11 protein-coding genes and 1 pseudogene are annotated in these 12,148 nt (G+C 66.7%); 9 read left to right on the plus strand and 3 right to left on the minus strand.

Going from position 1 to position 12,148, the window contains the following annotated elements:
* Nucleotides 1-365 precede the first annotated feature (365 nt).
* Both O3139_RS04200 and O3139_RS04205 read right to left on the minus strand, forming a co-directional pair.
* Nucleotides 366-3,578, minus strand: coding sequence for an efflux RND transporter permease subunit (locus tag O3139_RS04200; RefSeq protein ID WP_269515699.1), 3,213 nt, complete (start codon nt 3,576-3,578; stop codon nt 366-368).
* The gene (locus O3139_RS04205) at nt 3,575-4,723 is read right to left on the minus strand and encodes an efflux RND transporter periplasmic adaptor subunit (RefSeq protein ID WP_269515701.1); all 1,149 of its coding nucleotides are present in this window, start codon (nt 4,721-4,723) and stop codon (nt 3,575-3,577) included. Before O3139_RS04205 ends, O3139_RS04200 begins: the two co-directional genes overlap by 4 nt.
* A gap of 225 nt (nt 4,724-4,948) precedes the next feature.
* Between O3139_RS04205 and lepA the strand changes: the two genes are divergently transcribed.
* The 9 genes and pseudogenes from lepA (at nt 4,949) to O3139_RS04250 (ending at nt 11,472) form a co-directional block, all read left to right on the plus strand.
* Nucleotides 4,949-6,757 (plus strand): translation elongation factor 4, encoded by a 1,809-nt coding sequence (gene lepA, locus O3139_RS04210; protein ID WP_269515702.1) that lies wholly within the window; start codon nt 4,949-4,951, stop codon nt 6,755-6,757.
* A 207-nt stretch (nt 6,758-6,964) separates the two neighbouring features.
* A complete protein-coding gene (locus O3139_RS04215; protein ID WP_269515704.1) occupies nt 6,965-7,192 on the plus strand; it encodes a DUF433 domain-containing protein in 228 nt (75 codons plus the stop codon).
* Nucleotides 7,189-7,515, plus strand: a complete 327-nt coding sequence (locus tag O3139_RS04220; protein WP_269515705.1) for a DUF5615 family PIN-like protein — start codon at nt 7,189-7,191, stop codon at nt 7,513-7,515. The genes O3139_RS04215 and O3139_RS04220 overlap by 4 nt, the downstream gene beginning before the upstream one ends.
* Nucleotides 7,512-7,725, plus strand: a pseudogene (locus O3139_RS04225) (elongation factor 4); the annotation flags it as partial. The gene O3139_RS04220 and the pseudogene O3139_RS04225, both read left to right, overlap by 4 nt.
* 1 nt (nt 7,726) lies before the next feature.
* The gene (locus O3139_RS04230; RefSeq protein WP_269515707.1) at nt 7,727-8,446 is read left to right on the plus strand and encodes an SseB family protein; all 720 of its coding nucleotides are present in this window, start codon (nt 7,727-7,729) and stop codon (nt 8,444-8,446) included.
* 359 nt (nt 8,447-8,805) lie between these two features.
* Nucleotides 8,806-9,012: a hypothetical protein gene (locus tag O3139_RS04235; protein ID WP_269515708.1), complete on the plus strand. Its 207-nt coding sequence runs from the start codon at nt 8,806-8,808 to the stop codon at nt 9,010-9,012.
* A gap of 9 nt (nt 9,013-9,021) precedes the next feature.
* Nucleotides 9,022-10,014, plus strand: coding sequence for an HNH endonuclease (locus O3139_RS04240; RefSeq protein WP_269515710.1), 993 nt, complete (start codon nt 9,022-9,024; stop codon nt 10,012-10,014).
* 222 nt (nt 10,015-10,236) lie between these two features.
* Nucleotides 10,237-10,482: a hypothetical protein gene (locus tag O3139_RS04245; protein WP_269515712.1), complete on the plus strand. Its 246-nt coding sequence runs from the start codon at nt 10,237-10,239 to the stop codon at nt 10,480-10,482.
* Between the two features lie 210 nt (nt 10,483-10,692).
* The gene (locus O3139_RS04250; protein ID WP_269515714.1) at nt 10,693-11,472 is read left to right on the plus strand and encodes a hypothetical protein; all 780 of its coding nucleotides are present in this window, start codon (nt 10,693-10,695) and stop codon (nt 11,470-11,472) included.
* On the opposite strand, the gene O3139_RS04255 is transcribed toward O3139_RS04250, so the two are convergent.
* Nucleotides 11,431-12,105: a bifunctional 4-hydroxy-2-oxoglutarate aldolase/2-dehydro-3-deoxy-phosphogluconate aldolase gene (locus tag O3139_RS04255; RefSeq protein WP_269515715.1), complete on the minus strand. Its 675-nt coding sequence runs from the start codon at nt 12,103-12,105 to the stop codon at nt 11,431-11,433. The two genes, O3139_RS04250 and O3139_RS04255, sit on opposite strands and share 42 nt — an antisense overlap.
* Nucleotides 12,106-12,148 lie beyond the last annotated feature (43 nt).

Here is a 12,148-nt window from a genome sequence, read left to right on the forward strand (position 1 = left end):
GACCAGCCTTTTCTTTGCCTCGCAACTGCAGGACGGCTACAGCCCCGAGCAATGCCGGGCGCGTGCATTCCACCCTGGTCCACCCCGAAGACATGACACTGCACTGTGCAGGCCGCGCGGACCGTGCAGTTCCGGAGCGGGGCAACCGCCTGGCTCTTCTGGATATCCTCCCGGCATCAGGGATCCGGAACCAGGCTGAAGGACGTCCGCGTCAGTCGCCGCAGCAGGCCGCTCGCCCCAGACACCTGGCCGGCCTCTTGCCTGGCGGCTGCAAAGTCCGGCCTGGAACAGGCATCCGTCTGGACAAGGGCAGCCTTACGGCGAACGTGGCCGGGCGTCGCGAGCAAGCGAGACCCCGTATACGTCTATTCCGCTGGACCGGGCCCGAGCTGTGGCGGGGTTGCCAGAGCGTTGTCCGTCGCTTCGTCGCCCCGCTGGCCGGCGAACATCCGCCTCATCCGGCGCTCGATGCGGACCTTCAGTCCGTCGATCAGGCTGAAGATGACGGGCACGAACAGCAGGGACAATGCGGTCGATGTGATCAGCCCGCCGATCACGGCCACCGCCATGGGCGAACGGAAGCCGGTGCCCTCGCCGAGCGCCAGGGCGATGGGCAGCATGCCCAGACCCATGGCCAGGGTCGTCATGATGATGGGACGGGCCCGCTTGTGGGCGGAATCCATCAGGGCGTCGTAGCGGCTCATCCCCTCGTGCATGGCGATGATGGCGTAGTCGACCAGCAGGATGGAGTTCTTGGCCGCGATCCCTGTCAGCATGATGATGCCGATCAGGGCCGGCATGGACAGCGACTTGCCGGTGAGGAGCAGCGCGATGAAGGCCCCGCCGAAGGAGACCGGCAGGGCGGCCAGGATGGTGATCGGGTGAAGGAAGCTTTTGAACAGCAGGACCAGCACCGCATACATCAGCAGAATCCCGGTCACGATGGCGAAGCCGAAACCGACGCCCAGTTCCTGGAAGCTCTCCACGTCTCCGGAGGCGGCCTGTGCGACACCGGACGGCAGGTTGACGATCGAGGGCAGGGCATTCACGGCCGTGGTCGCCGACCCGAGGGTCGTTCCGGGCATCTCTGCGGTGATGTTCGCGACGCGGCGCCGGTCATAGCGGTCGATCTGGTTGGGACCGGCGCCGAAGGAGATGTCGGCGACCGCCGACAGCGGGACCGAACTGCCCAACGCAGTCGGCACCTTCAGATTCTCGATCACGCCGATGGACTGGCGCGAATCCTCGGTCAGCATGACGCGAATGGGGATCTGGCGGTCGCCGAGATTGAACTTGGGCAGCAGTTGGTCGGCATCGCCCAGGGTGGCCACACGAGCAGCCTGGCTGATATCCTGTGTCGAGACGCCAGTCAGGGCGGCGACGTCAGCCTTTGGCGTGATCAGGATTTCCGGACGAACGAGGGCGGCCGAGGACACAACGTTGGAAAGGCCATCGATGCTACGCATCTCGCGAGCCACATTGGCGGCGGCGGCCTCCAGCGTCGCGCCGTCGTCGCCCACCAGGGCGATGGTCAGCAGGCTGCCGCCACCCCCGCCGCCGCCGCCGAACTGCACGCGGGCACCGGGCGTCTGGCGGAGGATCGGCCCCATCTCGGCTTCCAGCGCCTGCTGGCTGAGGCTGCGATCGGCCTTGGGCACCAGGTTGACGGTAAGACTGGCACGGCGGACCTCCCCGGCGCTCGAGTTGCCTCCACCGCCGAAGCTGGTCGTTGCCGAGCCGATCGACGAATAGATCGATGCCACCTCGGGCCGCTTCTGCAATTCCCGGGTGATCCGCTGAACGGCGGCGTCTGTCTGGTTCAGAGTGGTGCCCGGAGCCATCTCGACGGTCACGCTGGAGCGGGACACGTCCTCGACGGGAATGAACTCGCCCGGAATCCTGGTGGCCAGGATGATCGAGAAGACGAAGAAGGCACCGCCCATCAGCACCACCCAGAATCGGTGATCGAGCAGTCGTCTGATAATGCGCTGACCAAGGCCGGGTCGGCCGGAAAGCGGCCGGGCGGAGCTGCCCAGCGCCCAGGCCAGAGCCTTTTGATAGGGTCCCATCCAGAACGGATCGGTGTGTTCCTTGCCCTGATCGGCCTTCAGCAGATAGGCCCCCATCAGGGGTGTCAGGGTTCGGGCGACCAGCAGGGAGAACAGCACGCTGACGCAGGTGGCGATGGCGAAGCTCTTGAAGAACTGTCCGACGATGCCCGGCATGAAGCCCGTGGGCGCAAACACCGCGACCAGGGTGGCGGTGGTGGCCAGGACCGCCAGGCCGATCTCGTCGGCGGCCTCGATCGCGGCCGGGTAGGGTGCCTTGCCCTGCCGGATGTGGCGGACGATGTTCTCGATCTCGACGATGGCGTCATCGACCAGGATGCCGACCGTCAGCGACAGGGCCAGCAGGGTGACCACGTTCAGGGACTGGTTGGTCAGGTCCATGATCCAGAACGTCGGGATCAGCGACAGCGGCATGGCCACGGCGGTAATGAAGGTCGCACGCCAGTCGCGCAGGAAGACGAACACCACGATCACGGCCAGAAGCGCGCCAAGCAGCAGCGCCTCGACCGAGGCGTGGAAGTTGTTGATGACGTCCGAGGTGGTGTTGGCGACCTCCTCGATCGTCACGTCGGCGCGTTCGGCGTCCAGTGCCTCGATCGCAGCCCTGGACTGCTCGTAGACGTCGACTTCGCTGGACCCGATCGAGCGGACGACGCCGAAGCCGACCACTTCCTGTCCGTTGAAGCGGGCGCGCCCGCGCGGCTCGGACCACTCGTCCACGACCTGGCCGAGGTCGCCCAGCCGGACCGTGCGGCCGCCGACGGGGATCAGGGTCTGGGCCAGGGCCTCGACCGACGATGCCGAACCGACCGTCCGGATCGCCTGTTCCTCGCCGCCGATCTCGCCCCGCCCGCCGGGCAGGTTGATATTGGACCCGCGCAACTGGCTCGAGACGGCTGCAGCCGTGATGCCCTGGGCCTCCAGCCGGGCTGGATCCAGCTTGATGCGAATTTCGCGATCGACGCCGCCGTCACGCTGGATCTGGCTGACGCCCTTCACGGTCAGAAGGCGCTTGGCCACCGTATTGTCGACGAACCAGCTGAGTTCCTCAGGGCTCATGCCCGGTGCGCGCACGACGAAGTTGGCGATGGGCGTGCCGGTGAACTCGATGCGTTGAACGATCGGTTCCTGAACATCAGCGGGCAGGTTCTGGCGGATGCCCGTCACAGCATTGCGCACATCATTGGTGACCTTTTCCAGGTCGACACCCAGCTGGAACTCGATCGATGTGGTGGAAACGCTGTCGTTGACCGTCGATGTGATGTGTTTGACCTGCCCAAGACCGGCCACGGCATCCTCGACCAGACGGGTGACCTGGGTCTCCATTTCGGTTGGAGCCGCCCCGGCCTGCACGACCGAAACGGCCACGACCGGCAGGTCAACGTCGGGGAAGTTATTGGTGCGCAGGTTGAAGTAACTACCGACGCCCGCCAGCGTCAGGATGACGAACATCAGGATGATCGGGATCGGATTCCGGATCGACCAGGACGAGATGTTGGCGAAATTCATCGCGCAGCTCCGGCGGCCGGAATCGTCGCGGGTGCCCCGGCTGCGGCATTGGCGGTTGTTACGCTTACTGCGTCACCCTCGCCCAGGAACCCGGCCCCCTGGACCACGACGCGCTGACCGGCACCGAGCCCTGCCGTCACCGCGACCAGATTGCCGGATCGATCGCCGGTCTGGACGGGTACGAACTTCACGATGGAGTTGGCGTCGATAACATAGACTCCCGCCCGGCCCTCGCGGAACACGACCGAGTCCGATGGCACGGTCAGCACCGGCGCGTCGCCGACATCGATGCGCGCGCGGGCGAACATGCCGGGACGCAGGCCTGTGCCGTTCGTCAGGGCCACGCGCGCGACGCCCAGGCGCGTCTCGGGATCGACTTCCGACGTCACGATCCGGACCGTGCCGGCGGTCTCGCCGCCCTGGTCGGCGACGATGACGGCCGACATGCCGGCACGGACCAGCGGCAGGTCCGTCTCGGGCACCTGGGCGTCGAGCTCCAGCCGGCTGTCGCGAACGATGCGGAACAGCTCCGAGCCCGCCGGGACGATCTGCCCACGCGTGACGCTGCGTCGGATGACCAGGCCCGATACCGGGGCGCGGACGGTGGCCTGATTGAGCTGGGTCTGGGTCTGGCTGAGGGCTGCCCGCGCCTGGGCGACGCCCGCTGCCGAGGCGCGCTGGTTGGCCTGGGCTGTGTCAAGCGAGGCCTGGCTGAGGAAGCCGCGCTCCTTCAACTCCTGTGCCCGGGCCAGGGCCGCGTCGTCACGCGCGAGATTGGCCTCGGCGGTCTGGACCTGCGCCTGCTGCTGGCGGAGTTGGGCGCGCAGGACGGCATCGTTCAACTGGACCAGGGCCTGACCCTGCCGGACGTAGGTCCCTTCGTCGACGAAAACGCCAGTGGCGACCAGGCCGCCGGTCTCGGCGCCCACCAGCACCTCTTCCCAGGCCGAGACGCTGCCCGAGGCATTGACGACACGCGGAAGGTTGGTGGCCGTCACCGTCGCCGCCGTTACTGACTGACGCTGAATGGGCGCGGCTTTTTCTTTGTCCCCACCCCCACAGGCGGCGATCAACAGGCCCAGCACCACGACGGCAACGGTGGTAAGGGCGGAGGAGCGCAGGCGCGTCGGCGTCGTGGGGGCCACGGAAGGGTCCTGTCGATGAGGCGGGCGACATCGCCGGCCGGAAGTCGTGTCTTTGCGAGGCCAGGCCAAGCTTTGGCAGCGCCGGGCCTCATACCGCGTTCACCGCGCGTTCTCAAACGCGCGACCTTCGCATTACGACAAAGTAATGGGTCATAGCTGCGACGGTCGTACGCACCTTCGGTCGCGTTGGCGCGATGGCTCGGGCCATGCTAACCGCGCCGCACCATGACGACGCCCCCCATCGACCGAATCCGCAACTTCTCCGTGGTTGCCCACATTGACCACGGAAAATCGACGCTGTCCGACCGGCTGATCCAGTTTACCGGAGGCCTGACGGCGCGGGAGATGTCGGCCCAGGTTCTGGATTCGATGGATATCGAGAAGGAGCGCGGGATCACGATCAAGGCGCAGACGGTGCGGCTGAACTACAGGGCCCGGGACGGGCTGGAGTATGTGCTGAACCTGATGGACACGCCGGGGCATGTGGACTTCGCCTATGAGGTCTCCCGGTCCCTGGCCGCCTGCGAGGGGTCGCTGCTGGTCGTGGACGCCAGTCAGGGCGTCGAGGCCCAGACCCTGGCCAATGTCTATCAGGCCATCGACAACAACCACGAGATCGTGCCGGTCCTGAACAAGATCGACCTGCCCGCCGCCGAGCCCGAGCGGGTGCGCCAGCAGATCGAGGACGTCATCGGCATCGACGCCTCCGACGCCGTCCTGTGCAGCGCCAAGTCCGGTCTCGGCATCGAGGAGGTGCTGGAGGCCATCGTCACCCGACTGCCGGCGCCGAAGGGCGACCCCGACGCCCCGCTGAAGGCCCTGCTGGTCGACGCCTGGTACGACCCCTATCTGGGCGTCGTGGTGCTGGTCCGCGTGTTCGACGGCCAGCTGAAGGCCGGGATGCGGGTCAAGATGATGCAGAACGGCTCGACCCATCTGGTCGACCGGGTCGGCGTCTTCCTGCCCAAGAACACGCCGGTCGAAAGCCTCGGCCCCGGCGAGGTCGGCTTCATCACCGCCCAGATCAAGGAAGTCGCCCACGCCGCCGTCGGCGACACCATCACCGACGAAAGAAAACCCACGGCCGAACCGCTGAAGGGGTTCAAGGACGTCCAGTCGGTGGTCTTCTGCGGCCTGTTCCCGGTCGACGCCGCCGATTTCGAGGACCTGCGCGCCGCCATCGGCCGCCTGCGCCTGAACGATGCCTCCTTCACCTATGAGATGGAATCCAGCGCCGCCCTGGGCTTCGGCTTCCGCTGCGGCTTCCTGGGCCTGCTGCATCTGGAGATCATCCAGGAGCGCCTGAGCCGCGAGTTCAACCTGGATCTGATCGCGACGGCCCCGTCGGTGGTCTACAAGATCGGCCTGCGCGACGGGACCACGATCGATCTGCACAACCCCGCCGACCTGCCCGATGTGATGCAGATCGAGACCATCTCGGAGCCCTGGATCAAGGCCACCATCCTGACGCCCGACGAATACCTCGGCGGGGTCATCAAACTGTGTCAGGACCGGCGCGGCAGCCAGATCGAGCTGTCCTACGTCGGCACCCGGGCGCTGGTGGTCTATGAGCTGCCGCTGAACGAGGTCGTCTTCGACTTCTACGACCGCCTCAAATCCATCTCCAAGGGCTATGCCAGCTTCGATTACGAGCTGACGGACTACAAGGTCGGCGACCTGGTCAAGATGAGCATCCTGGTCAATGCCGAGCCGGTCGACGCCCTGAGTATGCTCGTGCATCGCGGCCGGGCCGAGACGCGCGGCCGGGGCATGGTCGAGAAGATGAAGGACCTGATCCCGCCCCACATGTTCGTCATCCCGATCCAGGCCGCCATCGGCGGCAAGATCATCGCGCGGGAAACCGTGCGCGCGCTGAGGAAGGACGTGACGTCGAAATGCTATGGCGGCGACGCGACGCGCAAGAAGAAGCTGCTGGAGAAGCAGAAGGCCGGCAAGAAGCGGATGCGCCAGTTCGGCAAGGTCGAGATCCCGCAGGAGGCCTTCATCGCCGCGCTGAAGATGGATGAGGATTGAGGGGTTTATGCCCCTGACTGGTCCAGCAGGTCTCCGGACTTAGACATCTATGATAGAACGGCATTCGGCGTTAGGCCCGACCCGCGTTGCCGCTTCAGCAGCCGACTTATCCTCTCGATATCGACGAGCAGGATGATGGCGGCATGGCACAGACCAACACGAACCACCCCGATTTCGCCGCGCCCGACTTTGCGCTAAGGTTCGGTCATGAGCGAACTTCTGGCCCGCATCACGATCCGTCCCGACACCTGTGGCGGGCGTCCCTGCATAAGGGGAATGAGAATTCGTGTCAGCGACGTGCTGGGCATGCTGGCGGCCGGGGAAACCCCCGCCTCCATACTGGAATACCATCCCGATCTGGAGGCCGAGGACATCTCGGCCTGCCTGGCCTATGCGGCGCGCGAGGTCGATCACGCGGTCATCCTCGCGGCGTGAGGATCGTCGTCGATCAGCAGCTGCCGCCGCTTCTGGCGGACTGGTTTCGGGACCAAGGCATAGCCGCGATTCATGTCCGCGATCTCGGCATGAGCGCCGCGCCCGACGCGGCCATCTGGGCCGAGGCGGCGCGAGATGACGCCGTCGTCCTCAGCCGCGACGAAGACTTTGTGGGCCTGACCCGGGCCGGTAGTGCGCGACTGGTCTGGATACGCATCGGCAATTGTGCCAACGCAACCTTGCTGGCTGCGGTCGAGGCGAACTGGCCCGCTATTCGTCGACGCCTGGAGGACGGCGAACGGCTGGTGGAACTTCGGTCCTGACGGCGGCCATCGTCGGCAAGATCATCGCGCAGGAACCCGTGTGGGCGCTGCGCAAGGACGTGACGTCCAAATACTATGGCGGCGACGCGACGCGGAAGAAAAAAGCTGCTGGAGACGCAGAAGGCGGGCAAGAAGCGGATGCGCCAGTTCGGCAAGGTCGAGATCCCGCAGGAGGCCTTCATCGCCGCGCTGAAGATGGATGAGGATTGAGATGGTCGCTCCCTTTGTACCCGCCCCGCCGGCCGATCTCGTCGATCAGGCGCTCTCGGCGGCCATCGCGGACCCCGGCCTGACGGGCGCGTTCGAACTGGCCCTGGCCTCGGCGGTCGTCTACGTCGTGCCGGCGGACGGGGTGCCGCCGCCCGGTCAGGTCTTCGGCCTTGACGTTCCCTTTCAGCTGATGGGGATCACGTTGAAGGACGGCACGCCCGCGAACGCCCTGTTCACCACCCGGGCGGCGGCGGCGCGGAACGCGGGTGAGGCGGCCGTCATGGGCATCCGGGGCCTGCACGCGCTGGAGATTCTGCGCGACGGATGGATCGTGCTGAACCCCGGCGCAGAAACGGGTCTGGTCCTTTCGCCGGAGCAGATCCGGACGATCCTGAAAGGGCTGGGCGACGTCCGCCTGACGGACGCCGGCCAGGCCGCGCGCGCCGTCACCGTGCCGGAACGCGAGCCGACCGAACTGGTCGACCGCCTGCGCCGCGTACTGACCCATGCGCACGTCACGGGCGCCTGGCTGGGCCGGACGACGAACGCCTCCACCGGTGCACAGGGGTGGTATCTGCAGGTCCGCGGATCCGCCCCCTTCGCCAATGTCCGGCTGGCCGTCGAACAGGCCGCCGGCGGGCTGGATTTCCATGGAGAGACCCTGGACCTCACGGTCATGACCCCGGACGCGGCCGACGGCACAGGGCTGAGGATCGTCTGACCCCGGCAGGGCGGGCCGGGGTTGGGTACGGCCGGTCGGCAAGGTGGAGACCCCGCAGGCGGCGTTCATTGCGGCGCTGAAGAGGGATGAGGATTGAGGAGCGGATCACGCCACCCTCTGACCGTGCGGTGAAGATCAGCCCGGGGGGGCGACACTGGCGTCATGAAACCGATCATCCTGACCCGGCACGGCCTTGGCCGAATGGCCCTGTATGGCCTTTCTGAAGTCGCCGTCCTCGCTGTTGTTTGCCAGCCGTTTTGGACAGAGCCCGATCCCCGACCGAGTAGGCGTCCCGAGCCGGACTATCGTCTGGCGCGGATGCCCAAATCGCGGCAAGCTTTCAAAGGGAGAGCTTAGTCATGAACAAGATGCGCTGGGTCCAGACTGTCGACCGCTTGATGAAGCGGGACTGGTGTATCGACACCTCCGGCGCGGGCTTGGATGATACCGAACTGTCTCGATACTGGCGGGATGGGGAAGAGCCCGCAGCCTTCGTCGCGTGGTTTGCCGAGAAGCACGACCTGATCAGGTTCGAGCGAAACCCTTTCCGGCCGACGCGGGCCTGATTCTGGTCCATGCCGAACTACTGGTGGGTCAATCACAAGCAGACGCTGCGTCAGGAGATTGACGGCCAATACCTGTGGTCGCCCAAGGCCGAGCGGGGCGGCGCGCGGAGCCAGTTCTACGACAACATGCGTCTGGCCTCGCCGGGCGACATCGTCATGTCCTATGCAAACGGTCAGATCGGCTGGATCGGTCGTGTTGCCGAGTTCGCCTTCACGGCCCCTAAGCCTGAGGAGTTCGGCAGCGTCGGGGCATATTGGGATCAGGAGGGGTGGCTGCTGCCCGTCTATTGGACCGAACTGACTCCGCCCGTGCGGCCCAAGGCGATGATCCAAAATCTCGGGCCCTTGCTACCTAAGAAATACTCGCCGATCAGCGCCCTGACCGGGGATGGAAACCAGAAGGCCTATCTGGCGGCCGTGCCGCCTGAGGTTTTCGAGATGATCGCCGCTGGCGCGGCCTTCAGCCAAGACGCCCTGGCGCGAGGCGGCAGCAACAGCTTGACGTTCGACGTCGTCACCGAAGTGCTGGATGACACTATCCAACGCCGAATCGAAGAGGATGCGGGGCTGGAGACCACGATCAAGCAGACGATCATTCAGGCGCGCCGGGGCCAAGGCGCGTTTCGAAAGAACGTGGAAGACAGAGAGCGGGCCTGTCGCTTAACGGGGATCACCAACCCTTCTTTGCTGATCGCCAGCCACATTAAGCCGTGGCGCGTATGTCAGACGGCCACCGAGCGGCTGGATGGCGCGAACGGCCTGCTGCTGACGCCGGATGCGGATCACCTGTTCGATCGGGGATTCATCAGCTTTGGGGATACGGGCGAGGTGATCGTCTCGCCCCGCGTTCTGGATGAGGACATGCGGCGGTTGGGGTTCGAGAAACTGGTTCGACAGAGGTTCGGCGTCAGAGAGGCACCGGCGGTCTGGATGACGGACGCGTTTGAACCGGCGCAGAGCGGCTATCTCGACTACCACCGGAAGCAGGTGTTCATTTCGTAGAGCGCAGTGGCGTCACCTCGTCGGGGCGCGATGCGCCCCGCCTCGCCCCCTCCACCGCTTCGCGGTCCCCCTCCCCCATGAAGGGGGAGGAGAGGGGCGGGGTGAAGGGAGGCGCGTCCGTCCCGGCTCTCCGCTGCGCTTCGGCCGGGATGACAAGGGGGGACCGCCGGGTCGGTTCGAAGATGGCTTGACCTCACCCCCGAACAGGCCCCTGTCGCGCGGATGGCGACCGAGACCGTGTTTATCGTGCAGGCTTACGTCCAGGGGCGGGGCACGGCGCTGAAGGCCGAGCCGCAGGTGGGGTGCAAGGATGCGGCCGAGGCGCGGCGCAAGGCCGAGCGGCTGGCGCCGCTGAGGCTAGGGGTCGTGGCGTTCTCGGTCTCGGCCGATACCGAGATGGGCGACTATGACGAGAGCCCCACCGTCCTGTTCCGCGCCGGACGGCTGCCCGAGATGTTCGACGCCTGACACCGCGTCGGGGCGCGATGCGCCCCGTCTCGCCCCCTCCACCGCTTCGCGGTTCCCCTCCCCCATGAAGAGGGAGGAGAGGGGCGGGATGTCCGCTCCCGGAACCCGAACTGTCCGCGCTGGCGGCGAATTCGCGTTTCGTTTCAGGGGTGGCCGACGCAATCGCGGCTGCGAACGCGCCTTGTCTTCCGGCACGGCGATAATGGGCGGATGACCCGAGCCTATGTCGAAGCGCCCGCGACCCATTTCCGGCTGAAGCCCGAGACCTGGGCCATCATTGCCGAGGAATACAGGAACGGGGCGACGGCGAAGGATATCGGGGCCAAGTGGAAGGTCGCGCCCTCGTCGGTCTATCGTTACGCCTGCCGCGACGGCTGGACCAAGAAGGGGATGGGCGATGCGCGGGCGCGGGCCCATGCGCGGATGGTCGAGGAGGAAGAGGCCTCGGTCCGGTCGATGCAGCCGGTGGGGTCGCGGGCGCTGAAGGCGCTGTTCCAGCCCGCGCCGGTCGACGATGCCTCGGCGACGGACCCGGCCGAGCTGGCCCGCGCGGCGACCCTGGCCAGCGGGCGGGCGATGAAGGGGCGGCTGTGGAACGAGGCGAAGGCTCTGGCCGGGCTGGCCGAGACCTATGCGCGGCTGGCGGAGCGGGAGGCGAGGAACGCGGAGGCGGCGAAGATCACGGTCGAGACCATCGACCTGCAGCTGCTGTTCGACATTCTGGTGACCGAGAACGATGCGGCGCAGGCGCGATTCCACCTGGAGCCGGATGGCCCGGACACCGAGTCGCCGACCTATCCCTTGCGAAAGCGCTATGCCCGGATCCGGGGCGCGAGAGACGCGGCGGTCTCTGAATGGCACATGAACAACCGGCGGCGGATCATACGTCTGGAAGCCTTGATCCGGGAGCTGGGGGGCGAAGTGCCGGAGCCGTACCCGCGGGCGTCGTCAGAGGCCGAGGCGGAAGACCCTGACGGCGTCGACGGCTGACCGGACCGAAGCCTCGATCCCGGCCCAGTCGCCGGCCTTCACCGCCGCATCGGTGATCAGCTTCGAGCCCATGCCGGCGGCGACGATGCCCGCGCCGAACCAGCGGGCGATGGAGGCCGCGTCGGGATCGACGCCGCCGGTCGGCATGATCTTGGTCCAGGGCATGGGGCCCAGGACCGCCTTGACGAAGTCCGGACCGCCGACCGAGGCCCCGGGGAACAGCTTGATGATGTCGCAGCCCAGGGCGTGGGCCTCGGTGATGTCGCGCACCGACCCGCAGCCGGGGAAATAGGCGACCATCCGCCGGTTGCAGACCTGGGCGACCTCGGGGACCAGGGCGGGGCTGACCACGAAGCGGGCGGCGCGGTTCAGGTACAGGGCGGCCGTGCCCGCATCCAGCACCGAACCGATGCCCAGGATGATGTCCGGGTCGGTGCGGGCGATCTCGCGGGCGATGTCGGCGAACAGGTCGACGGCGAAGTCGCCCCGGTTGGTGAACTCGATCACCGGCGCGCCGCCCCGGGCGCAGGCGCGGATGACGTTCAGCGCGACCTCGGGGTCCGCATGATAGAAGACCGGGCAGACGCCCTGGGCCTGGAGGGCGGTCAGGACGGAGAGGCGGTCGTGCGGCATGGCGGGCTCCGGAAAGGCTCAGCCGGAATCGTCCGGACGCGCC

Source organism: Brevundimonas subvibrioides, assembly GCF_027271155.1.
Lineage (GTDB): Bacteria > Pseudomonadota > Alphaproteobacteria > Caulobacterales > Caulobacteraceae > Brevundimonas > Brevundimonas subvibrioides_D.